Raw genomic sequence first — 23,608 nt, forward strand, 5'->3', positions numbered from 1 at the left:
GCCTGACCGCTTGAACGCACACGAATTGGTATCAAATTCATCGCGCCAGCCACGCCAAGCCGCGACCGACGCCAATCACTTCGTCCTCACGTTCGAGAATAACAGGATAGCGGGAGAGCTATTCGGTCAGTTCGATCAGAACCTGAAGCTCCTGGAGCAGCGCCTCAATATCGACGCCCGCCCGCGCGGCAATTCCGTTGCCATCACCGGCGATATGGTTGCTACCAACCAGGCCCGCCGGGCGCTGGATTTCCTTTACGAGCGCCTGCTCAAGGGCGGCACCGCCGAGGTTTCCGACGTGGAAGGCGCGATCCGCATGGCCATGGCCGCGGACGACCAGCTGACCTTGCCGACCATGGAGCGCAAGGCGAAGATTTCCATGGCGCAGATTTCCACCCGCAAGAAGACAATTGCTGCCCGCACCCCGACGCAGGATGTCTATATGCGGGCGCTGGAACAGTCCGAGCTGGTTTTCGGCGTCGGTCCCGCCGGCACCGGCAAGACCTATCTGGCAGTGGCGCATGCGGCCCAGCTTCTGGAGCGTGGCGCGGTCGACCGCATCATCCTCTCACGCCCCGCCGTCGAGGCAGGCGAGCGTCTGGGCTTCCTGCCCGGCGACATGAAGGAAAAGGTCGATCCGTATCTGCGCCCGCTTTATGACGCGCTTTATGACATGATGCCGGGTGACAAGGTGGAGCGCGCCATTCAGGCGGGTGTCATTGAAATCGCGCCGCTGGCCTTCATGCGCGGACGCACGCTCGCCAACGCCGCCGTCATTCTGGACGAAGCCCAAAACACCACGACGATGCAGATGAAGATGTTCCTGACCCGTCTTGGCGAAAACGGCCGCATGATCGTGACTGGTGACCCGAGCCAGGTGGATTTGCCGCGCGGCGTAAAATCCGGTCTTGTCGAGGCCCTGCAAATCCTCACCGATGTCGAAGGCGTGTCCGTCGTCCGCTTCAAGGATGTCGACGTCGTGCGTCATCCGATGGTGGCGCGCATCGTCCGGGCTTACGAATCCCACACGGCCGTGCCGGACGAAAGCCTCGTGAAGGGCGACTGACGCAAAGACAATGACAGCTCTGGATATTCAAATCAGCGTCGAGGCCGAAGGCTGGTCCTCGGAAGAGGACCTGCTTGCCTTTGCAACCAAAGTGCTGGATGCGGCGGTTGAGTTTTTGAAGCGGGAAGAGGAGCAACCCTTCCCGAAAATGCCCGTGGAACTTTCGCTGGTCTTCACCGACGATGAAAATATCCGGGAAATCAACGCCGAGTGGCGCGACAAGGACAAGGCGACCAATGTCTTGTCTTTCCCCGCTTTTCCGCTGGAACCGGGCGGTATGCCGGGCCCGATGCTGGGCGATATCGTCATCGCGCGCGAGACGGTTGAACGCGAGGCTCTTGAACTTGAGAAGAGTTTCGAGGATCATCTGACCCATCTTCTCGTCCACGGGTTCCTCCATTTGTTCGGTTATGACCACATGGACGAGGAAGAAGCGGAAGAAATGGAGTCGCTTGAGACTCGCATTTTGGCGGTGCTTGGCCTATCTGATCCCTACGCGGGTCAGGAACCGCTTTAAATATTGTCTGGAGCCATGAACGAACATTCTGCACGACCTGCCAATGAGGGCAGAGAAAACGGCGAGCAGTCCTCTTCGGAGGAGGGCAGTAGTCACTTACGTCACGACTACAATGCCAAGCCGAAATCGACCATCTGGTCACGCATCGCACGGTTGCTGAAACCATCCCAGGGCGAACGCCTGCGCGAGGATCTGACCGATGCACTGATGGACGACACCGAAATCGGTGCGGCCTTTTCGCCTGAAGAACGGGCGATGCTGAACAATATCCTCCGTTTCCGTGAGATCAGGGTCGAAGATATCATGATCCCGCGGGTCGATATCGATGGTCTCGACCAGAACATGACGATCGGCGACGCGCTGATCCTCTTCGAGGAAACCGGACGTTCCCGGATGCCGGTCTACGATGAGACGCTGGATAACCCGAAGGGTATGATCCACATTCGCGATCTGCTGGCCTATGTCGCCAAGCAGGCCCGCAACAAGCGCCGCGCCGGATCGCGAAGCGTCGCTTATGGCGAGGTGAAGGCGCCGCGCTCACCGCGGCCGAATTTCGATCTGGCTCGGGTGGATCTTGAGCAGACGGTCGCCGATGCCGGGCTGGTGCGCAAAATTCTATTCGCACCGCCCTCGATGCTCGCTTCCGATCTCTTGAAGACGATGCAGGCGCAGAGAACACAGCTTGCACTTGTTATCGACGAATATGGCGGCACGGACGGCCTCGTCAGCCACGAGGATATCGTTGAGATGGTCGTAGGCGATATCGATGACGAGCACGACAAGGACGAGGCGATGTTCTCGCGCCTTTCCGCCGATGTGCTTGTTGCCGATGCGCGTGCGGAACTCACCGAACTTGCCGAGGTGATCGGGCCGGAATTCGACGTGCGCGAACATCTCGAAGAAATCGACACGCTTGGCGGCCTCATCTTCTTTGCACTCGGCCGCATTCCGGCCAAGGGCGAGGTGGTTCGCGCGGTACCCGGTTTCGAGTTCCAGATTCTCGATGCGGATAGCCGGCGCATCAAGGGCGTTCGTATCGCCCGGGATCATGGCTCCGAAGGTGAGGATGACCGCGCTCCGGGCGAAGCCAACGGGGTCATTGCGCTGCCCGCGCCGGATGTTCGCCTCATCACGCACCAGCAGAACGCCGATTAGGAAAGGTGACGGGATGCCCCGTCACCTCCGCCACGCAGCAATTTGACAGTTCGGAGCGGCCAAAAGGCCGCACGGCGCTCTGGCTGCCATCCCTCCTGTGGACTGCGAATCTTTTTTCCTTTACGTCGAGTCTGAGGGGAAATTCCGTGGCTGCGGGCTTTTCCACATGCGCATAAACGGAGATGGCATGGAGCGTCTTGCAGGCAGGGTAATGCTGGCCGGCGGCATGAGCCGCGCAGTGATGGCGATTGCTGCAGGTGCGGTCGGGGCGCTTGCCTTGCCTCCATTCGGCTTTTTTGCGGCGCTATTTCTGTCTTTTACCCTGCTCGTCTGGCTCGTGGACGGCTGCACGGGAAAGCCCGGCGGCGGCCTCTTTAGCCGAATCCTGCCCGCTTTTGGCATCGGCTGGTGTTTCGGACTTGGCTATTTCGTGGCCGGCCTGTGGTGGTTGGGCAATGCGCTTCTGCTGGAAGCGGATGAATTCGCCTGGGCGCTGCCACTTGCCATCCTCGGTCTGCCGGCGTTTCTGGCGCTGTTTTACGGTTTTGCGGTTGCCGCCGCCAATCTCCTCTGGTCGGATGGCCTTGGCCGCATCGCGGCGCTTGCCGCCGCCTTCGGCCTTTCGGAATGGCTGCGCAGTTTTCTGGCGACCGGCTTTCCCTGGAACGCCATCGGTTACGGCATCATGCCCATCCCGATCATGATGCAGTCAGCGCATCTGCTCGGTCTTTTCAGTATCACGACGCTGGCGGTTTTCATCTTCGCTGCACCGGCGCTGATCGGTACGAAAAAAGGCATGGGACCGGGGCTGGCGCTGGCGGGTCTGCTGCTGGCCGCCCACTTCGGTTATGGCTTTTATCGCTTGCAGACGCCGGCGGAGATCCCGGCGGACGCCCTGACGGTGAGGATCGTTCAGCCTTCCATCGATCAGTCCCGCAAGATGTTGAACGACGACCGCGCCGAGATTTTCAGCGAGCATCTGCGGCTGACGGCCCTGCCGCCGGGCGCAGGGAAAAAACGCCCTGATATCATCGTCTGGCCGGAAACCTCCGTCCCGTTCATCCTGACGCAAAACCCGGATGCTCTGGCGGAAATCGCCAGAACGCTGGAGGATGGACAGGTGCTGTTCACCGGCGCTGTCAGAATGGAAGATCAGGGGGCCGGCCGACCGCCGCGTTATTATAATTCGGTCTATGCGATCGACAGCCAGGGCGAGATCATCGGTGCGACCGACAAGGTGCATCTGACCCCCTTCGGCGAATATGTCCCCTTTGAAGGCATCCTGCGGGAATTCGGTATCGACAATGTCATTGCCCTGCCGGGAGGTTTTTCCGCGGCCTCTTCGCGTACGCCGCTCACGCTGCCTTCGGGCAAGACCTTCTATCCATTGATCTGTTACGAGATCATTTTCCCGGGCGAGATGACGCCCGGGCTGGCCGGCTCGGCCGCCATCCTGAACGTGACGAATGATGGCTGGTTCGGTGATACGCCCGGCCCCTATCAGCATTTTCTGCAGGCGAGAGTACGGGCCGTTGAGACGGGCGTGCCGGTGATTCGCGGCGCCAATACCGGAATTTCTGCCGTCATCGATCCCTATGGCCGCATTATTGCAGGGCTGGACTACGGTCGGGTCGGAATTGTTGACGCCACTTTGAGTGGTGGGTCAAACGACGCATTTACCTACGACACACATCGGACGTATTTCTGGTTGATTTTTTCCATCTTGATAATCGTCGCGGTATTGCCTGCGTGGAGATTTGCGCGGCGCCAGAATTGACCGCGAACCCCCACAATTGCATAGTGAATACGTCAGTCGTAAAACAAGTTTAGCCGTTGTCGAAATACCGGCTCATTTCTTCGAATAGTACTGAAGCGAGATATCAACCCTTTCCGAGTGTCAGGACCGCATGATGACCGAGAATAAGAAAAAGCCTAACCCCATCGACATTCATGTCGGAAGCCGAATTCGCCTTCGCAGAACCATGCTCGGAATGAGTCAGGAGAAGCTGGGTGAAAGTCTTGGAATTACCTTTCAGCAAATCCAGAAATATGAAAAAGGCACCAACCGCGTCGGCGCTAGCCGCCTGCAGAATATTTCCGGGATCCTCAATGTACCGGTTTCCTTTTTTTTCGAAGATGCGCCCGGCGATCAGGTCGGCGGTACGACCGGCATGGCGGAAGCGTCGAGCTCCAATTACGTGGTCGACTTTCTGTCCTCGGCTGAAGGTTTGCAGCTGAACCGCGCATTCGTGAAGATCGCCGACCCCAAGGTTCGCCGTCGCCTCGTTGATCTCGTCAAGGCGCTCGCCGCCGAGGGCGATGCCGAGTAGAGCCTGGTCCGCACAGCGCAGAAAATTTCCGGCACGGGATGCCGGGCACTCAACGGTCCGCAAGGACCGTTTTTTTGTGCCGGATTGGAAAGGAATTCTCACATAAAGATATATTTATGTGGTTGTGTCCTTGTTTTTCGCGGCTGAAATGACTAACAAACTCCAAGACCGTTCTTTGAGGGGAATCCCGCATGCGTGCCAATTACCTGTTCACCAGCGAGTCCGTGGCCGAGGGTCATCCGGACAAGGTTTGTGATCGTATTTCTGATGAAATCGTGGATCTTATTTATCGTGAAGCGTCCAAGACGGGTGTCGATCCCTGGACCGTGCGCATCGCATGTGAAACGCTTGCGACGACCAACCGCGTTATTATTGCCGGTGAGGTTCGGGTTCCCGATACGCTTCTGAAAAAGGACAAGGACGGCAAGATCATCAAGGACGCCGCCGGCCATCCGGTCATCAACCCTTCGAAGTTCAAGTCCGCCGCCCGCAAGGCGATCCGTGACATCGGCTACGAGCAGGATGGTTTCCACTGGAAGACCGCCAAGATCGACGTTCTCCTGCACCCGCAGTCGGCAGATATCGCGCAGGGCGTGGACAATGCTTCCGACAAGCAGGGCGACGAGGGCGCCGGCGACCAGGGCATCATGTTCGGTTACGCCTGCAAGGAAACGCCGGATCTGATGCCGGCGCCGATCTATTATTCTCACCGTATCCTCCAGCTGCTCGCCACCGCCCGCAAGAGCGGCGAAGGCGAAGCGGCGAAACTTGGCCCCGACGCCAAGAGCCAGGTGACGGTTCGTTACGTCGACGGCAAGGCTTCGGAAGCCGTATCCATCGTTCTGTCCACGCAGCATCTCGATGCAAGCTGGGATTCGAAGAAGGTTCGCGCTGTTGTCGAGCCCTATATCCGCGAAGCTCTGGGCGACCTGAAGATCGCCGACGATTGCCAGTGGTATATCAACCCGACCGGTAAGTTCGTCATCGGCGGTCCCGATGGTGATGCGGGCCTCACCGGCCGCAAGATCATCGTCGACACCTATGGCGGCGCTGCCCCCCATGGTGGTGGCGCATTCTCCGGCAAGGACACGACCAAGGTTGACCGTTCCGCCGCCTATGCCGCCCGCTATCTTGCCAAGAACGTCGTGGCTGCCGGCCTTGCCGAGCGTTGCACAATCCAGATTTCCTACGCGATCGGCATCGCCCAGCCCCTGTCGATCTATGTCGATCTGCATGGCACCGGCAAGGTCAGCGAAGATCAGGTCGAGAACGCGATCCGTAAGGTCATGGACCTTTCGCCGTCGGGTATCCGCCGTCATCTCGATCTCAACAAGCCGATCTACGCCAAGACGTCCTCATACGGCCATTTCGGCCGCAAGGCCGGCCGTGACGGCTCCTTCTCCTGGGAGAAGCTCGATCTGGTGAAGCCGCTTAAGGAAGCTTTGAGCGCCTAACACTTGTTATTTGACGGCGATTGAGAGATACCGTCACCAACTTTTGTAACCCGCACAATGCCTCATGTGGCGCTGTGCGGGTTAAATCTATTTGTTCTTGAGAGTATGAGATGACGGAAGAACGGCGTTCGCGCGCAACGGAAGCGTTTTTTGGCAGACGCAAGGGCAAGCCCCTGCGCAATCAGCAAGTCGATACGATCGAGAACCTGCTGCCTTTGCTGAAAATCGATCTGGAAAGCGCTCCGCCGCAAAATCTCGCTGCTCTTTTTCCGGCGGATGTGCGATCGATCCGTCTGGAGATTGGTTTCGGCGGCGGCGAGCATCTCGCCCACCGCGCGGTTGAAAACCCTGAGACGGGTTTCATCGGGGTCGAGCCCTTCGTTAACTCCATGGCCAAACTGCTCGCCACCGTGCGCGAACGCGAGCTGATGAATATCCGGCTCTATGACGATGACGCGACGCAGCTGCTCGACTGGCTGCCGGAAGGGTCGATCGATCACATCGATCTGCTTTATCCCGATCCGTGGCCAAAGAAGAAACACTGGAAGCGCCGTTTTGTCTCGGACGTCAATCTCGCCCGTTTCCATCGCGTGTTGAAACTCGGCGGCAAATTCTGCTTTGCGTCGGATATCGATACATACGTCAACTGGACGCTGCAGCATTGCGCCCGGCATGGCGGTTTTGAGTGGACGGCGACGAGCGCTGACGACTGGCGCACGCCCTATGCCAACTGGCCGGGCACGCGTTACGAAAACAAGGCGAAAAGAGAAGGCCGCAGCTCGGCCTATCTCACCTTCATCCGTCGTTGAGCGATTGAGCCCTCAGAGGGCCGCATCCACTTCCGCTGCCAGCGGAATGGAAGGCTGGGCACCGGCACGCGTGCAGGCGAGCGAGCCTGCAACGGCGGCACGCTTCAGCGCCCTTTCGAAATCCATCCCCTGATCGAGGCTGGCGGCGAGATAACCGCAGAAGGTATCGCCCGCACCAACCGTATCGACCGGCTCGATCTTGAGGCCGGAAGCCCTGTAGACCTTGCCGTTGCGCATGGCGATCACGCCGTCTGCCCCAAGCGTCACGATCAATGTCTGGCCGGTCCTGTCGTGAAGGGTCTTGAGTTCGTTTTCCCGCTCGACGCTGGAGAGGCCATTCTTGCCGATCAGCAGCTCGAACTCGGTTTCATTGGCGATGACGATATCGGCAAGGCCAGCAAGACGCGGACCGTCTGCGGTCAGCGGCGCTGTGTTGATGACGGTGGTGATGCGCTTTGCCTTGGCGGCCGTCAGCGCCGCTTCGATGGCTGCGGCCGGTATCTCGAACTGCAGCATCAGAATATCGCCAGCGGCCATGTCGGATACGGTCTTTGCGGCATCGGAGGCGGAGACCTCGCCATTGGCGGCGGGAATGACCGAAATCATGTTCTCTCCGCCTTCACCGATCAGGATCACCGCCGTTCCCGTCGGGCCGGGCGCAGTCTTGACCAGAGACAGGTCGGTGCCAGCATCACGCAGTAATGTCAGCGCCGGTGCGGCAAAGGTATCATCGCCCGCAGCCCCTGCCATCTTGACTGCGGCGCCTGCACGCCGTGCGGCCAGCGCCTGATTGGCTCCCTTGCCGCCGGCGGCCGTGGAGAATGTCTCTCCCGTTACGGTTTCACCGGGCTTGGGCAGGCGTTTGGCGGTCGCGACGAGGTCCATGTTGATGGAGCCGAAAACAGTAATCATGGGGCGCTGGGTCCATATGAAATTTGAGCAAGGCGGCGACTTTGCCCGAGACGATCACTCGTCGTCAACTACCCGCAATTTGGCCGCACCGGCTCTGTTTTCGGCAAAGCGGCGCGCCTGCTCGATTTCACCATGCGGGGCGTCTTTTTCCGTTGGCGAGAAATCAAGTCCTTCGATCTTCTGGCCGCGTGCCAGCACCTTGTCCGAGGAGATGAGCATCATGTCGACGTCCTTCTGCGCCAGCCCGAAATGGGCCTGCAGCTTGCGCGTCCGGTCGTCCAGCCGCCGCACATCGTCCATCAGAAGGGCAACTTCACCCTGGATGAGATGCGCCTGCTCCCGCATGCGCTGATCCTTCAGCACGGACTGGATGACCTGCACCGACAGCATCAGAAGCGATGGCGAAACGATGACGACACGGGCGCGGTGAGCGCGCTGCACCAGATATTCGAAATGCTGGTGGATATCGGCGAAGATCGATTCGGACGGCACGAAGATGAAGGCGGTATCCTGTGTTTCGCCACGGATGAGGTATTTCTCGGCCACATCGCGAATATGCACTTCCATATCGCGGCGGAACTGCTGAACGGCAGCGCGTTTGGTTTCCGGTGTCTCATCCGCCTTGATGGCGTTCCATGCCTCCAGCGGAAACTTCGCGTCGATGACGAGCGGCGGCGCATTGTTCGGCATCTTGATGGTGCAGTCCGGCCGGTAACCGTTCGAAAGCGTCGGCTGAAGCTGGAAAGCGCCGGCGGGAAGGGCATCGGCGATCAGAATTTCCATGCGTGCCTGTCCAAAGGCGCCGCGCGTCTGCTTGTTGGAAAGGATGGCCTGCAGTCCGACCACGTCCTTGGCCAGATCCTGAATATTGCCCTGCGCGGCGTCGATCACCGCGAGGCGCTCCTGCAGTCGGCTCAGATTTTCATGGGTCGACCGGGTCTGTTCCGTCAGTGTTTCGCCAATGCGCTGCGACATGCCGTCGAGGCGCTGGTTGAGCGTCTGGCTCATCTCGGTCTGGCGGGTGCCGAGCGTTTCCGCCATGGCCGCGATACGGCCATGCAGTTCGGACTGTGTTTTCAGAAGATCGGAGATTTCACCGTCGGCTCCCGCTTTTTTCACGCGGTTTGTCGTGACCAGCCAGGTTGTGACCAGACCGAAAACCAGAGCCGCGAGCAGCGCGCCGAAGCTGATATCAACGGAGCCGGCCCGCAGCGCGGGATCAAGGAGAACGGAGAAATCTATACTCATGATTAAATCTAGCAGATTTCCAGTGATTCGGAAGATCAAAACAAGAACATTCCTGTGGCGGAAATGAGTCGGGCGGGGTGGATGCCCGAGGCGATTTGAACCTCGTGTTTTTTATTTCCTCCGCGCAAGAGATACGTTATGGGAAGCCATGACCATCAAACCGCTTATCATTTTGCCCGATCCCGTGCTGCGCCAGCAATCGAAGCCCATCGAAAAGGTGGATGCAGAGGTTCTGCGTCTTGCCGACGACATGCTCGAAACCATGTACGATGCGCCGGGTATCGGTCTTGCCGCTATCCAGATCGGCGTGGCGCGCCGCATGCTGGTGATCGACGTTGCGCGTGAAGGCGAGAAAAAGACCCCGATCGTCTTCATCAACCCGGAAATCCTCAAGGTGTCGGACGATGTCTCGACCTATGAGGAAGGCTGCCTCTCCATTCCCGACTACTACGCCGAGGTCGAGCGTCCCGCCTCGCTCACGGTGCAATATGTCGGCCGTGACGGCAAGCAGCAGACGGTCGAGGCGGATGGTCTGCTCGCTACCTGCCTGCAGCACGAGATCGATCACCTCAATGGTGTTCTGTTCATCGACCATATTTCGCGGCTGAAGCGCGACATGGTCATCAAGAAATTCACGAAAGCGGCCCGCGCAAAGATCTGATCCGTCCTCTCTGGACCGGAATGGACGACAGGGCAGGGGGCGATAATGGCTCTTCGCATCATATTTATGGGCACACCGGATTTTTCCGTTCCCACATTGCGTGCATTGGTGGAGGCGGGCCACGAGGTTGTCGCTGTCTACACCCAGCCGCCGCGTCCCGGTGGCCGCCGAGGTCTCGATCTGCAGAGGTCACCGGTGCATCAGGCTGCCGGACTGCTGGGGCTCCCGGTGTTTACGCCCGTGAATTTCAAGGCTGAGGAAGATCGTGAGCAGTTCCGGGAATTCAATGCTGATGTGGCGGTTGTCGTGGCTTACGGGCTGCTGCTGCCCGAAGCGATCCTCTCCGGTACGCGTCTCGGCTGTTACAATGGTCATGCCTCGCTACTGCCGCGCTGGCGCGGTGCTGCTCCCATCCAGCGGGCGATCATGGCCGGCGACCCCGAAACCGGCATGATGGTCATGAAAATGGAAAAGGGGCTCGATACCGGTCCCGTCGCGCTGACCGCGAAAGTCGCGATCGGCGATAACATGACGGCCGGCGAGCTGCATGACAGCCTGATGCTAACAGGCGCGCGGTTGATGCGGCAGGCGATGGAAAAGCTGGAAGCAGATGACCTGCCGCTCGTCACACAGGCGGAAGAGGGTGTTCTCTATGCTGCGAAGATCGACAAGGGCGAGACTCGCATCGATTTTTCTCGGCCCTCGCAGGATGTGCATAATCACATTCGCGGCCTTTCGCCGTTTCCCGGCGCATGGCTGGAAATGGACATTGGCGGCAAGACGGAGCGCGTGAAGGTTCTCGCCTCCGAACTGGCAAGCGGCATGGGAGAAGCGGGCGCAGCGCTCGACGATGCTCTGACCATTGCCTGCGGCAGCGGGGCCGTGCGGCTCACCCGCCTGCAGAAGGCGGGCGGCAAACCGATGTCGGCGGCCGATTTCGTGCGCGGCACCCCCGTTCCGGCCACAACGAGGCTCGGCTGATGCCACGTTTCCGCATGACCGTCGAATATGACGGTACGCCCTATTATGGCTGGCAGAGACAGGATAACGGCCCCTCGGTTCAGGGTGCGCTGGAGGCTGCGGTTCGCTCGCTGACGGGAGAGAGCGTCTCCATTCGCGGCGCCGGCCGCACCGATTCCGGTGTGCATGCCGTTGGGCAGGTTGTCCATGTCGATCTTTTGCGCGACTGGGAACCCTACAAGCTTCGCAACGCCCTCAATGCGCATCTCGCCATGGCGGGCGAAGCCGTGGCCGTTCTCGACGCCGCTTCCGTGACCGAGGATTTCGACGCCCGCTTTTCCGCCCTTCGTCGGCACTATCTCTACCGCATCATTTGCCGCAAGGCCCGGCTGGCGCTGGAGCACAAGCGGGCATGGTGGGTGTCGAAGGACCTCGACCATGAGCGCATGCATGAAGCCGCCCAGATGCTCGTCGGCCGGCATGATTTCACCACCTTCCGCTCGGTCCATTGCCAAGCGAACAGCCCCGTGCGCACGCTCGACCGGCTGGATGTGACGCGCAATGGCGATCTCATCGAGATACGCGCGACGGCGCAGAGCTTCCTTCATAACCAGATCCGCTCTTTCGCCGGCACGTTGAAACTGGCGGGCGAGGGCACGATGACACCGGAGGACGTGCGTGCCGCACTGGAGGCACGGGACCGCAAGGCCTGCGGCCCTGTCGCACCGCCGGACGGTCTTTATTTCATGCAGGTCGATTATCCCGACGTCATTCCGCCGCGCCGGCGCCCCGAAGTCGACGTGACCGAGGATGTGGACTGACGTTTAAGCTGTGCCAGTTCTCAGGCGGGATAGACACCGAGAAAACGCTGCAGCGCTTCCGATAGAAGCATGCCCGGCACCAGCAGCGTCATGACGATGGCCGAGACGAGCAGCGACTGATCGCGGATGAAAAACCGCACGATCCGCGAGAAGGCGAAGACCAGCGATAGAAGCAGTGCCAGCCAGAGAACGGCGATCAGTCCTTGCAGCGGCGGCAGGAAGAACGCGATCAGGATCAGAACCGCATAGGCATAGGAAAATGGCAGCGACAGCCAGTTCATGGTGGTGACGAGCGGCGCGAATTTTTCCCGAGCGCCGAAGGCGTATAGTAGCATGCCGATCAAAAGCAGCGGCACGATCCAGCAGATGGCCTCAACCATCGCCAGACGGAAGAAGAAGATGAACCCCGTTCCGGTGCCGGGCGGATAGCTGGCGAGGAAGGCTGCCCGCAGCCACAGCCAGGAAACCAGCATGGCGGGCAGGCACCAGAGGGCGGAATAGAAGGATCGCCACATGCCGCGCTCGGAGAGATCAAGATAACGCGCACCATTGTGGTCACCCAGCAGCAGAAGCCACAGGCCGGTCAGATAGAGCCTTATTTCACTTGCCGTCGGCATGGGCGAACCAGCGTTCGATAAAGGTCTCGTAAATGCGCGTCAGCGTTTCGAGATCGGCAACGGCCACGCGTTCATCGACCATATGCATGGTCTGCCCGACGAGGCCGAATTCCACGACAGGGCAATAATCCTTGATGAAGCGTGCATCGGATGTGCCGCCGGTGGTCGAAAGCTTCGGTTCCCTGCCGGTAACGGCTTCAACCGCGCCTGAGAGCGACGAGATAAGCGCATTGTTCCGCGTCAGGAAAACATGGGATGGCCGGTCGGCCCAGACGATCTCATATTTCACCGGCGCGCGGTCGGGGCGAAGCTCACCTTCGGCCGCAGCGGCGTCGAGGCGGCGGATGATCTCCGCGCGCAGGCTTTCTGCTGTCCAGGTGTCGTTGAAACGGATGTTGAAGGCCGCTGTCGCCCGCGCCGGGATCACATTGGTGGCGGCGTTGCCGGTGTCGACGGTCGTCACTTCCAGATTGGATGGCTGGAAATCATCCGTGCCGTGATCGAAGGGTGGATGCATCAGCGCATGGGTCAGCTGCAGCAGGCCGCGAATGGGGTTGTCGGCGAGATGGGGATAAGCGGCATGGCCCTGAACGCCATGGACGGTGATGCGGCCGGAAAGCGAACCCCGGCGGCCGATCTTGATCATGTCGCCAAGCTGGTCGGGATTGGTCGGCTCGCCCACCACACAGGCGTCCCACGTCTCGCCCTTGGCGGCGGCCCATTCCAGCAGCTTGGAGGTGCCGTTGATCGACGGGCCTTCCTCGTCTCCGGTGATCAGGAAGGAAACGGAACCCTTCGGCTCGCCGTGTTTTTCGATATGGCGGGCGATGGCGGCGACGAAACAGGCGATGCCGCCTTTCATGTCCACTGCACCGCGACCGAACATTTCGCCACCGGCGATTTCAGCCGAAAAGGGCGGATGGCTCCACGCCGCCTCGTCGCCCACGGGAACGACATCCGTATGGCCCGCAAACATCAGATGCGGACCCTCGGTGCCGAGCCGGGCATAGAGGTTTTCCACGTCAGGCGTTCCCGCCTCGCTTGCCACTATCTTGTCTACCTTGAAGCCGAGCGGCGAAAGCAGGGTGTCGAGCAAGGAAAGCGCGCCGCCTTCGGCAGGCGTCACCGAAGGGCAACGGATGAGGGCGGCGAGATTGGCAACGGGATCGGTCGTGGTCATGGCAGTCGCTTTATATCAGTCGCGCAGAAGCTCGTTGATGCCGGTCTTGGAGCGGGTCTTTTCATCGACGCGCTTGACGATCACGGCGCAATAGAGGCTCGGGCCCGGCTCGCCGTTCGGGAAAGGTTTGCCCGGCATGGTGCCGGCAACGACGACGGAATAGGGCGGCACTTCGCCATAGGTGATCTCGCCGGTGGCGCGATCGACGATCTTGGTGGACTTGCCGATGAAGACGCCCATGCCGAGAACCGCGCCTTCGCGCACGATGCAGCCTTCCACGACTTCCGAACGGGCGCCGATGAAGCAATTATCCTCGATGATGGTCGGGCCTGCCTGCAGCGGCTCCAGAACGCCGCCAATGCCGACGCCGCCGGAGAGATGCACATTCTTGCCGATCTGTGCGCAGGAGCCGACAGTCGCCCAGGTGTCGACCATCGTGCCTTCATCGACATAGGCGCCGAGATTGACGAAGGAGGGCATCAGAACGACGTTCTTGGCCACATAGGCGGAGCGGCGGACGACGGCGTTCGGCACGGCGCGGAAACCGGCGGCGCGGAACTGGTTTTCACCCCAGTTTTCGAACTTCGACGGCACCTTGTCCCACCAGCTGGATTCGCCCGGTCCGCCGGTGACGATCTCCATGTCGTTCAGACGGAAGGAGAGGAGCACGGCCTTTTTTAGCCACTGGTTCACCTTCCAGTTTCCATCCGCCTGCTTCTCAGCAACGCGTGCCTTGCCGCTATCGAGAAGTTGAAGAGATGTGTCCACGGCGTCGCGAACCTCGCCCTTCGTCGATACGTTCACGCTATCGCGGTTGTCGAACGCCGTTTCGATGATGGTTTCGAGGGAGGTGAGATCCGTAAGGCTCATGGAAAATTCCTTAAAGTCGCGTGGTGTTCATGGTCACGGATGGTACCGCGCCGCTGGAAGGCTTTGGTCATTTGATCTAAGGGAGTGTTGGAAAGGCGTCAATGTGATTTGGGTGATTTGGCGCGTCAGACGAAAGGCATGGAAATGACACGACTGAAAAACGGCAAGTTGCGGCGCAAGGACGGGGTATGGGACCCGTTGAAGCGCAGTGCTGTGGACAAGCAGCAGGCCGAGGTCGTTCAAAAAACACCGCAGTCGGACTCCCCGTCCTATCGCCTCGCCTATGTGGACATGGATTTTCTCTGCCGCGAGGAATTGCGCCCCGTCAGGTTGCAGCTTGAGCTTCTGAAGACGGAAATGGCACTCACCGAGCGCGGCATAAAATCCACCGTCGTCATGTTCGGCGGCGCGCGCATTCCCGAACCCGGCGGCGAAGCCTGGGCGGCGCGCAACGAGACGCAAAAGCGCAATCTGGAACAATCCTCCGTCTATTACGATGAGGCGCGCAAGTTTGCCCGTCTTTGCACCGCCTATGCCGCAAAATCGGATCACCTCGAATATGTCGTGGTCACCGGCGGCGGTCCGGGCGTCATGGAAGCGGGCAATCGTGGTGCGGCCGATGCGGGTGGCCCGTCCATCGGCCTTAATATCGTCCTGCCGCACGAGCAGGCGCCGAACCCCTATGTGACACCGGAGCTGAGCTTCAACTTCCACTATTTCGCCATTCGCAAGATGCATTTTCTGATGCGGGCGAAGGCCGTGGTGATCTTCCCCGGCGGCTTCGGCACGCTGGACGAATTGTTTGAAGCGTTGACCCTGATCCAGACGAAGCGCATGGAGCCAATTCCTCTCATCCTGTTCGGTGAGAAATTCTGGCGATCGGTGATCAATTTCGAGTTCCTGGCGGACTTCGGCACTATTGCACCTGAAGATATGAATCTTCTGCATTTTGCTGAAACGGCTGACGATGCATGGAGAATCATCTCGGCCCACTACGAACACTGATTATGCTTGGCGCGACGAAGTAATTTTAGGGCTTAATTAGCAATCTTCTTCTAATTTTGCCCCGTCGCGCTGCAGCGCACTGTCCCAAGGGGACGGGCCTCCATGACGGAGATTTATCATCCGTTGAAGTCAGCCTTTTCAGGCGGGCGATTTGATCGAGGCCAAAATGTTCAATTTCCAAGTGAAGTCGCTTGCGACCAAGCTGATCCTCGTAACCGGCTGCGCTATCACCACGGTTCTCGTTGCATCAAATTCCTTCCTCATTTCCCAGACGAGTGAGCGCGTGCACGCGCTGACCATGGATCAGGCCAATACCGAAGCGCGCGCCATCGCCAACGTCATCGCCGCTGATGTGGGTGAACTCGGCAGCGCCGCACGCTCCATGGCCGGTGTCATCGGCCGTGCGCATCAGGCGAAATCAATGGATCGCCCCGGCATCGTCAACATCCTGAAGGCCAATGTCGAGCAGAACGCCTTTGCCTTTGGCAGCTGGTTCTGTGAGCAGCTCGGCCTTTTTGACGGCCAGACGACGGAGATCGCCAACAGGCTCGATCTTGGCACCAATGCCACCGGCGCCTTCGCTCCTTACTGGTCGAAAACCCAGAAGGGCGAAATCCAGTTCTCGACGTTCAAGAATGATTATGCGGCGGAGTGGTATGCGCTTGCCGCCAAATCCGGCAAAGGCGCGATCACGCAGCCCTATCTCGCCGAAGGCACGGAAGTGCCGACGACGATGACGTCACTTGCCTATCCCGTCATGTCCGATGGCAAGATGATCGGTGTGGCTGGTGTCGATATCTCGTTGGCCTCGCTGTCGCAGAAGCTGCAGGCGCTGCATCCTTTCGAGACCGGCCGCGTGACGCTCGTTTCGCAGGGCGGCCAGTGGCTGGTGCCGCCGACACCCGAGCAGAACATGAAAGCCTATGACGGAGACGGTGCAAGCACCGTTCAGGCGGCAATCACGTCAGGCAAGCAGGGCCTCATTGAAAATCTCGGCGTTGATACGGACGCGCCCTATAACCGTCTCGTTTATCCCTTCGCCGTTCCCGGCCTCAACGCGACCTGGGTGGTGCTGGTGGATATTCCCCATCAGGCCCTGAACGCACCGGTTCAGGAACAGACCTACATGATGATCATCGGCGCGATTGTCATTCTCGCCGCGGTCATCACCGCGCTTTATTTCGCCGTGCGTTATTTTGTTCGCAATCCGCTTGCCTCGCTGGTCTCCGACGTCAGGACGCTGAGTGACGGTCGCTACGATGTGCCGGTTTCCGGACAGGAACGCCGGGATGAAACGGGCGCCGTGGCCACCGCGCTGGAAGGTTTCCGCGCGAAGCTTGCCGGCATCCGCGAGATGGAGGCTGAAGCCGATGCCCAGCGTGGTCACGCCGAGACGGAGCGCCAGCGATCCGAATTCGAGCGCAACGAGAACAGCCGCATGCAGCAGCACATTGTCGGCGTGCTGGGTGCAGGCCTCAATGCGCTTTCGCAGGGCAATCTCACCTACCGCATCGAGGACGAGTTCCCGGGCGAATATGCGAAGCTGCGCGAGGACTTCAACTCTGCGCTCGCCAGCCTCGAGGAAACCGTTTCCACGGTCAACGCAACCGTCGTCAGCATCGGCAACGGCACGGGTGAGATCACCCGCGCCGCCAGCGATCTTTCGCACCGCACGGAACAGCAGGCCGCAAGCCTGGAGGAAACCGCTGCCGCCCTCAATGAGTTGACCGCACAGGTCAATTCCAGTGCGGAAAACGCCGCACAGGCGGCCGGCGCCGTCAGCCATGCCTGCGACGACGCCGGCAAGTCGGGCGAGGTCGTGCAGCAGGCCGTGAACTCCATGGAAGGCATCGCGCAATCCTCGGCCGAAATTTCCCGTATCATCGGTGTTATCGACGAGATTGCCTTCCAGACCAACCTTCTGGCGCTGAACGCGGGCGTCGAAGCTGCCCGCGCGGGTGATGCCGGCAAGGGCTTTGCCGTCGTCGCACAGGAAGTACGCGAACTGGCACAACGGTCCGCCACCGCCGCCAAGGAGATCAAGGGCCTCATCAACACTTCGGCCACCCAGGTTGGCGAGGGCGTCCAACTGGTCGGCAAGGCCGGTGAGACGATGAAAAAGATCGCCGATCAGGTTATGCAGATCAACCAGCTGATACGGCAGATCTCCGCCTCCGCCAGCGAACAGGCAGTGGGTCTGAAGGAGATCAATTCCGCCGTTACCCAGATGGATCAGGTTACCCAGCAGAATGCGGCGATGGTGGAAGAAACTACCGCGGCGAGTGTAACGCTGAACAGCGAAGCCGAAACGCTGAAATCGCTCGTTGCCGGTTTCTCCGTTTCCGGTGGTCATTCCAGCCAGCAATTGCGCGCCACTGCCGCGGCGATGCGCGCACCCGCCGCTCCGGCGCAGGCATCGGGCCGCCCGGCCGCGCAACGCGCCCGTCCGAGAACCAGCGGCGCAAACGCGCTGGCGCAGGATGACTGGACGGAGTTCTGACGCGCCATTTCCGCCTCAAATGAAAAGGGCCGCTGGTATCGCCAGCGGCCCTTTTTTCATATCCGCTTCCGTTAGAGACGGGCGAAACGTTCCGTCAGCAACTCGAAGAAGCCGTCGGCATCCACATTGCGCATAACGCGGGCATTGGCGGGACGTTCGGTAACATTCCACCAGTCCACCACGGTCATGCCCATGGTCAGTTCCGAATGGACCTCGATTTCGACGTTGCACTCGCGACCCTGAAACAGTTCGGGTTTGACGAGATAGGCAATGACGCTCGGATCATGCAGCGGGCCGCCATCCGAACCGTATTTTTCGATGTCGAAGCGTTCGAAGAATTCCAGCATTTCCGCCATGGCGATGGCCGGCCGTGTGCCGATCTCGCGAATGCGGCTGACCCGAGCCTTGGTCGTCAGCAACTGATGGGTGACATCGAGCGGCATCATGACAACAGGCATGCCGGAGCGGAAGACGATGTCGGCGGCCTGCGGGTCGACATAGATGTTGAATTCCGCCGCCGGTGTGATGTTGCCGCCCTCGAAGAAGCCACCGCCCATCATCACCAGTTCCTTGACGCGATCGGCGATCTCAGGCGCCTTCAGGAGCGCCAGCGCCACATTAGTCAGCGCGCCGAGCGTGCAGAGCGTTACCGTGCCGGCGGGCTCGCGCATCACCGTCTCGATGATGAAATCGACCGCGTGCTGCTTTTGCGCCTCCATTGTCGGTTCGTCGAGAACCGGGCCATCAAGGCCGGTGCTGCCGTGAACATGTTCGGCGGTGATGGGCTTGCGCACCAGCGGCTTCTCGGCGCCTTCGTAGACTGGAATATCGGTACGTCCGCACAGTTCGCAGATGATGCGGATGTTGCGGCTGGTCAGCTTCAGCGGAACGTTGCCGGCGACGGCGCACAATCCGAGAATGTCGATTTCCTCCGGGCTTGCGAAAGCGAGCATGATTGCCGCCGCGTCGTCCTGGCCGGGATCGGTGTCGATGATGATTTTTCTTCGTTCTGCCATGTCTTGCCCGCCGTTGAGATGAGCGCTTTTTTCGAGCGGCGGGTGCTCACTTGTCAAGCCTCATTCCTCCGGCTCCCCTTTGCCCCGCGTCTCGTCTTGCGCATCGTGGTTCGGCTTCCCATATTGCTGGGGCCGGTGCGATTGACCGGCAAGGTTGCCGGAAGCGGGACCGCGAAACGTCGCTTGGTTGCAAGGACAGAAGAGACATGAGCCGCATGACGCCATTCACCCACCCGCTTCTGCTGGGTTTTGATGCCATGGAAAAAACGCTGGAGCGCATGGCGAAGGCCAATGACGGCTATCCTCCCTACAACATAGAGCGCCTGCCCGGCAGCGAAGATGTGCCGGAGCGCCTGCGCATCACCATCGCAGTTGCCGGGTTTTCGCAGGACGATCTGGATGTGACGACGGCCGATAACCAGCTCGTCATTCGGGGACGACAGCAGGAACAGGAGAAGCGCGATTTTCTCTATCGCGGCATCGCAGCGCGCCAGTTCCAGCGGGTTTTCGTGCTTGCCGATGGCATGCAGGTCAGGGAAGCGCGCCTGCGCAACGGCCTTCTTTCCATCGATCTGGTCCGGCCGGAAATTTCAAACGTGGTGAAGAAAATTAATATTTCCGTCTCAGAGTAGAACGTGAACGCCAGAATCCGACACGAATCGCTCGGCGTGAAGAAGGAGGCTGAAATATGCTTTTGAAAGAAGCGCATGCGCGTCTCACCCAATCCCAGCTCGCCCATATCGGCGAAGGAGAAGTGGGATATATCCGCAAGATCCGGGCGGAAGACGTCAGCCGCTGTTTCCCGGAAGCGCCTGATCTCGATCCGCAATTGGATCTTTGGGCACTGTTCGGTGCGGATGGTACGCCGATCCTGCTCACGGACAATCGTTCAAGCACGTTTTTCAAGGCTGCCGAAGACGATCTCAAGACCGTCAGCCTGCATTGAATAAAAAAGCCCGCTTTTGAGCGGGCTTTATGCTTAGTGGATCAAAGGAACGGGCGGTCCGGCATGTCGTCGATGGAGATGACGCCGTCCTTGTTCCTGTCCAGCCGTTCGAACATCTTTTCGCCGGCGGCGGTGAATTCGGCCTTGCTGACCTGACCGTTCTCGTCGGTATCGGCCATGCGGAACAGTGCGTAGGCTCCACCCTTGCCGCCATGTTTGCCCCAGCCTTGACGGCCGCCATGCTCGCGCTCGGCGCGCTTGCCCTCGGGACCCTTGCCTTCATCCGCCTTGGCTTCCTCCCGCTCCGGACGCGGATGGGCGGCGCGGAAGGCTTCCATCTTCGCCTGGCGGTATTCGCGGATTTCCTTCGGCGTAATCGAGCCGTCCTTGTCCTTGTCGATCTCTGTGAAGAGCGCGTCCTGACGGGCGGCGAACTCCTCCTTCGAAATCTTGCCGTCCTTGTTGGCGTCGGCCACCTTCAGCAGGTGAACGAAAGCCGCTTCCGGACGGATCGGCATGCGATCCTTGTGACCTTTGCCGGGCGCGGCGAAACTGGCCGTTGCGGCCGTGCTGAGCACAAGGGCTGCGCCAAGAGCAGAGAGGGCGATTTTGCGTGTGGTCATCGTCATTACCTTTCTTTGGTGTCCCTGAAGAAAAGATAGTGACGTCCAGCAAGCCTCACCACTTAAACATCCGTAAGGTGGATGAAGCTTCGGTAATGTTCGCTGCTCAGCGGGTGATGGTTTTCGTCAGGAACCCGGTCAGGTCGTCGGTGATGTAGTCGATATGCTCATCCGTCACGGCCGGAATTTCCCAGCGTTCCATGATGACGCCCTCAAGATTTGAAGGCACGAGCAACACGGTCTTCATGCCCAGCGCCTTGGGGGCGGCAAGATTGCGCGGCAGATCCTCGAACATGGCGGCTTTTTTCGTGTCGAGTTTCGCAAGTGCGGCGAATTTCTCATAGGTCGCGCTAGCTGGTTTAGGCAGATAGCCTGCGGCGACGATATCGAAAATATCCTCGAAGTGATCGAGAACACCGAGCGCGCCGGCGGCGGCCTGCGCGTGTTTCACGCTGCCATTGGTGAGGATGAACTTGCGACCGGGCAAAGCCTTGATTGCCTCACCAAGTTCCGGATGCGGTTTCAGTGCCGAATAATCTATGGCATGGGCGCGTTCCAGAAACTCGTCCGGGCTGATGCCGTAATGGATCATCAGGCCCTGCAGCGTCGTGCCGTGGTCGTGATAATACCGTTTCTGCAGCGCCCGGGCTTCCTCGGGGTCAAGCTTCAGAAGCTCCGCCACATAGGCCGTCATGTTTCGATCGATCTGCGAAAACAGATTGATGTGATGCGGATAGAGCGTGTTGTCGAGATCGAAGACCCATTCGCTCACATGGTCGAAATCGGCGGCTTCGGGCAGGTTTTTCGGCTTTGTGTCCATGGGCTGCTTTATGCCCGTTTCGAATGCCGAAGAAAATCGAAAAGACGACGATTGACCAGAAAATCGGGCTTGGCTGCGGCCTCCGGCGCATGATACCGCCAAAGCCATGGAACTCTGGATAGGCATTACTTTCGCAAGCGCGTTCTTGCAGAACCTGCGCTCGACCCTGCAAAAGCACCTCAAGGGCATGATGGGCACCACGGGCGCGACCTTTGTGCGCTTCGTGTTCGGCATGCCCTTCGCTCTCGCCTATCTCGCTTTTCTGCATTTCGGGCTCGGTCGCCCGCTCCCGGTGCCCAACATGTCCTTCGCTTTGTGGGCGACGGTCGGGGCCATGGCGCAAATTGCCGCCACGTTCCTGCTGGTGCACCTGTTCTCCTTCCGCAACTTTGCAGTGGGAACGGCCTATTCCCGCACAGAGCCGGCGCAGGCGGCACTGTTCGCGCTTATCTTCATCGGTGAAAGCGTCAATGGCGGCACATTGGCTGCTATCGCCATCTCGGTCGCCGGTGTCATGCTGATTTCGGTGGCACGCACGGAAGTCACGCCCGCTTCCTTCCTGACCTCGATCTTCAGCCGGACGGCGGTCATCGGCCTCGCCTCAGGCGCTTTCTTCGGCCTGTCGTCGGTTGCCTACCGATCGGCATCGCTCGCGCTTGCGCCGAGCCTTCCCGTTCCGGACGCGATGATGCAGGCGGGCTTCACGCTCGTCGTCGTCATCGTCATGCAGACGGTGTCGATGTTCCTGTGGATCATCTGGCGCGAGCGGGAAGAATTGCGGCGTATCGCCAAGGTTTGGAAACCGTCGCTTGCTGTCGGTTTCGTGGGCGCCACGGCCTCATTCGGCTGGTTCACGGCGATGACCCTGCAGCAGGCCGCCGTGGTGAAGGCGCTGGCGCAGGTGGAGATGCTCTTCGCCTTCGCCTCGACCGTGCTCTTCTTCAAGGAGAAGATCAACCGGCTCGAACTCTCCGGTTGCCTGCTGATTGTGGTGGGTGTGCTGTCGCTTCTGGCATTCGGTTGAAGGCCTGTCGTGGCGGACAGGCTTGCCGTCCGCCACCTGAAGCACATCAGGGCACGATGAGCGTGCCGGCGCCTTCCGTGAAGATTTCCAGAAGGACGGAATGGGGCGTCTTGCCGTTGAGGATCACCACGCCCTGAACACCGGCCTTGATGGCGTCGATGCAGGTCTCGACCTTCGGGATCATGCCACCGGAAATCGTGCCGTCCTTGATGAGCGCACGCGCCTGCGAGACGGTGAGTTCCTTGATGAGTTCCTTGTTCTTGTCGAGAACGCCGGGAACGTCGGTGAGAAACAGCAGACGCGAGGCGTGAAGCGCGCCCGCAATCGCGCCGGCGAAGGTATCGGCGTTGATATTGTAGGTGGCGCCATCGCGGCCAGGCGCGACCGGGGCGATGACCGGGATCATTTCCGACTTGGCGAGCAGGTCGAGCAGGGTGCGGTCGACTTCGGTGACTTCGCCGACGAAGCCGAGATCGAGCACACGTTCGATATTGCTGTCAGGATCGATGACGGTCTTTTTCGCCTTTTCGGCGAAGACCATGTTACCGTCCTTGCCGCACAGGCCGATCGCCCATTCACCCGTCTGGTTGATGAGGGCGACGATTTCCTTGTTGATCGATCCGGCCAGAACCATTTCGACGATCTCGACCGTCTTGGCGTCGGTAACGCGAAGGCCGCCCTCGAACTTCGATTCGATGCCCATCTTGGTCAGCATCGCGCCGATCTGCGGGCCGCCGCCATGCACGACGATCGGGTTTATGCCTGATTGCTTCAACAGCGCGATGTCTTCCGCGAAAGCCTTGCCGAGTGTGGAATCCCCCATGGCGTGGCCGCCATATTTCACCACGATGGTCTTGTTCTCGTATTTCTGCATAAAAGGCAGAGCCTGTGCGAGCAGCCGCGCCTGAGTTTCGCTTTCGGAAGACGTCATCTAAAAACCTCGGTCTGTGGTTGCGGCTGTTGAGAGCCTGTCACCGCTCTAAAGCAAGTCTTTGACGGATGAAATAACCTCTCGGCCTTATTGTGTCGGCAGCAGTCAAATTTCTTTTTTTTGGCGTTCCGGGCCCTGTAATG

At 59.8% G+C, this 23,608-nt stretch carries 24 protein-coding genes; 15 read left to right on the forward strand and 9 right to left on the reverse strand.

Annotated features, from left to right (window positions below):
* Positions 1-10 precede the first annotated feature (10 nt).
* The 7 genes from QRN60_RS01425 (at position 11) to trmB (ending at position 7,331) form a co-directional block, all read left to right on the forward strand.
* Positions 11-1,066, forward strand: coding sequence for a PhoH family protein (locus QRN60_RS01425; protein WP_003503744.1), 1,056 nt, complete (start codon positions 11-13; stop codon positions 1,064-1,066).
* A gap of 10 nt (positions 1,067-1,076) precedes the next feature.
* Positions 1,077-1,583 (forward strand): rRNA maturation RNase YbeY, encoded by a 507-nt coding sequence (gene ybeY, locus QRN60_RS01430; RefSeq protein ID WP_003503742.1) that lies wholly within the window; start codon positions 1,077-1,079, stop codon positions 1,581-1,583.
* Positions 1,584-1,598: 15 nt separating this feature from the next.
* On the forward strand, positions 1,599-2,738 hold the full coding sequence (locus QRN60_RS01435) for a hemolysin family protein (protein ID WP_020011047.1): 1,140 nt from the start codon (positions 1,599-1,601) through the stop codon (positions 2,736-2,738).
* Positions 2,739-2,925: 187 nt separating this feature from the next.
* The gene (lnt, locus tag QRN60_RS01440; protein WP_060722836.1) at positions 2,926-4,515 is read left to right on the forward strand and encodes an apolipoprotein N-acyltransferase; all 1,590 of its coding nucleotides are present in this window, start codon (positions 2,926-2,928) and stop codon (positions 4,513-4,515) included.
* A 133-nt stretch (positions 4,516-4,648) separates the two neighbouring features.
* Entirely contained in the window at positions 4,649-5,068 is a 420-nt protein-coding gene (locus QRN60_RS01445) for a helix-turn-helix domain-containing protein (protein WP_003503735.1), read from the forward strand.
* 191 nt (positions 5,069-5,259) lie between these two features.
* Entirely contained in the window at positions 5,260-6,522 is a 1,263-nt protein-coding gene (metK, locus tag QRN60_RS01450; protein WP_003503733.1) for a methionine adenosyltransferase, read from the forward strand.
* Between the two features lie 110 nt (positions 6,523-6,632).
* Positions 6,633-7,331 (forward strand): tRNA (guanosine(46)-N7)-methyltransferase TrmB, encoded by a 699-nt coding sequence (gene trmB / locus QRN60_RS01455; protein ID WP_129564630.1) that lies wholly within the window; start codon positions 6,633-6,635, stop codon positions 7,329-7,331.
* Between the two features lie 12 nt (positions 7,332-7,343).
* Here trmB and QRN60_RS01460 read toward each other — a convergent pair whose 3' ends face one another.
* Together QRN60_RS01460 and QRN60_RS01465 are read right to left on the reverse strand one after the other, a co-directional pair.
* A complete protein-coding gene (locus tag QRN60_RS01460; RefSeq protein ID WP_003503729.1) occupies positions 7,344-8,243 on the reverse strand; it encodes a ribokinase in 900 nt (299 codons plus the stop codon).
* Between the two features lie 54 nt (positions 8,244-8,297).
* Entirely contained in the window at positions 8,298-9,491 is a 1,194-nt protein-coding gene (locus QRN60_RS01465; protein ID WP_003503726.1) for a DNA recombination protein RmuC, read from the reverse strand.
* 148 nt (positions 9,492-9,639) lie between these two features.
* Between QRN60_RS01465 and def the strand changes: the two genes are divergently transcribed.
* The 3 genes from def to truA are packed head-to-tail and all read left to right on the forward strand — an operon-like array spanning position 9,640 to position 11,933.
* Positions 9,640-10,152, forward strand: a complete 513-nt coding sequence (gene def / locus QRN60_RS01470; protein WP_129564629.1) for a peptide deformylase — start codon at positions 9,640-9,642, stop codon at positions 10,150-10,152.
* A gap of 45 nt (positions 10,153-10,197) precedes the next feature.
* A complete protein-coding gene (gene fmt / locus QRN60_RS01475; protein WP_111791893.1) occupies positions 10,198-11,133 on the forward strand; it encodes a methionyl-tRNA formyltransferase in 936 nt (311 codons plus the stop codon).
* A complete protein-coding gene (gene truA, locus QRN60_RS01480) occupies positions 11,133-11,933 on the forward strand; it encodes a tRNA pseudouridine(38-40) synthase TruA (RefSeq protein ID WP_087743294.1) in 801 nt (266 codons plus the stop codon). Before fmt ends, truA begins: the two co-directional genes overlap by 1 nt.
* 20 nt (positions 11,934-11,953) lie before the next feature.
* On the opposite strand, the gene QRN60_RS01485 is transcribed toward truA, so the two are convergent.
* From QRN60_RS01485 to dapD, 3 genes are read right to left on the reverse strand one after another with little or no spacing between them, the layout of a single operon-like run.
* Positions 11,954-12,550 carry a hypothetical protein gene (locus QRN60_RS01485; RefSeq protein WP_003503718.1) on the reverse strand — a complete coding sequence of 199 codons (597 nt, stop codon included), beginning with the start codon at positions 12,548-12,550 and terminating at the stop codon, positions 11,954-11,956.
* Positions 12,534-13,730, reverse strand: a complete 1,197-nt coding sequence (dapE, locus tag QRN60_RS01490; protein ID WP_111791892.1) for a succinyl-diaminopimelate desuccinylase — start codon at positions 13,728-13,730, stop codon at positions 12,534-12,536. Before dapE ends, QRN60_RS01485 begins: the two co-directional genes overlap by 17 nt.
* Positions 13,731-13,745: 15 nt before the next feature.
* Positions 13,746-14,600, reverse strand: coding sequence for a 2,3,4,5-tetrahydropyridine-2,6-dicarboxylate N-succinyltransferase (gene dapD / locus QRN60_RS01495; protein ID WP_020811938.1), 855 nt, complete (start codon positions 14,598-14,600; stop codon positions 13,746-13,748).
* Positions 14,601-14,738: 138 nt separating this feature from the next.
* Here dapD and QRN60_RS01500 point away from each other — a divergent pair, with 138 nt between their 5' ends.
* Both QRN60_RS01500 and QRN60_RS01505 read left to right on the forward strand, forming a co-directional pair.
* Entirely contained in the window at positions 14,739-15,605 is an 867-nt protein-coding gene (locus QRN60_RS01500) for an LOG family protein (protein ID WP_373426345.1), read from the forward strand.
* 166 nt (positions 15,606-15,771) lie between these two features.
* Positions 15,772-18,105: a methyl-accepting chemotaxis protein gene (locus QRN60_RS01505; RefSeq protein WP_060727138.1), complete on the forward strand. Its 2,334-nt coding sequence runs from the start codon at positions 15,772-15,774 to the stop codon at positions 18,103-18,105.
* A gap of 71 nt (positions 18,106-18,176) precedes the next feature.
* Here the strand turns inward: QRN60_RS01505 and QRN60_RS01510 are convergent, their stop codons facing one another.
* Positions 18,177-19,121: a nucleoside hydrolase gene (locus QRN60_RS01510; protein WP_003503709.1), complete on the reverse strand. Its 945-nt coding sequence runs from the start codon at positions 19,119-19,121 to the stop codon at positions 18,177-18,179.
* A 206-nt stretch (positions 19,122-19,327) separates the two neighbouring features.
* Here QRN60_RS01510 and QRN60_RS01515 point away from each other — a divergent pair, with 206 nt between their 5' ends.
* Both QRN60_RS01515 and QRN60_RS01520 read left to right on the forward strand, forming a co-directional pair.
* Positions 19,328-19,753, forward strand: a complete 426-nt coding sequence (locus QRN60_RS01515) for an Hsp20 family protein (RefSeq protein WP_060722839.1) — start codon at positions 19,328-19,330, stop codon at positions 19,751-19,753.
* Between the two features lie 56 nt (positions 19,754-19,809).
* Positions 19,810-20,067, forward strand: coding sequence for a BQ00720 family protein (locus QRN60_RS01520; RefSeq protein WP_003503706.1), 258 nt, complete (start codon positions 19,810-19,812; stop codon positions 20,065-20,067).
* Between the two features lie 41 nt (positions 20,068-20,108).
* Here the strand turns inward: QRN60_RS01520 and QRN60_RS01525 are convergent, their stop codons facing one another.
* Positions 20,109-20,696, reverse strand: a complete 588-nt coding sequence (locus QRN60_RS01525; protein ID WP_003503704.1) for an EF-hand domain-containing protein — start codon at positions 20,694-20,696, stop codon at positions 20,109-20,111.
* Positions 20,697-20,796: 100 nt separating this feature from the next.
* Positions 20,797-21,510: a pyrimidine 5'-nucleotidase gene (locus QRN60_RS01530; RefSeq protein WP_060722841.1), complete on the reverse strand. Its 714-nt coding sequence runs from the start codon at positions 21,508-21,510 to the stop codon at positions 20,797-20,799.
* A 106-nt stretch (positions 21,511-21,616) separates the two neighbouring features.
* Between QRN60_RS01530 and QRN60_RS01535 the strand changes: the two genes are divergently transcribed.
* Complete coding sequence (locus QRN60_RS01535; RefSeq protein ID WP_031234219.1) at positions 21,617-22,534, forward strand: EamA family transporter; 918 nt, start codon at positions 21,617-21,619, stop codon at positions 22,532-22,534.
* A 46-nt stretch (positions 22,535-22,580) separates the two neighbouring features.
* Here the strand turns inward: QRN60_RS01535 and argB are convergent, their stop codons facing one another.
* Positions 22,581-23,465, reverse strand: a complete 885-nt coding sequence (gene argB / locus QRN60_RS01540) for an acetylglutamate kinase (protein WP_003503698.1) — start codon at positions 23,463-23,465, stop codon at positions 22,581-22,583.
* Positions 23,466-23,608 lie beyond the last annotated feature (143 nt).

This window comes from Agrobacterium sp. CFBP2214 (assembly GCF_030209895.1).
GTDB lineage: Bacteria > Pseudomonadota > Alphaproteobacteria > Rhizobiales > Rhizobiaceae > Agrobacterium > Agrobacterium radiobacter.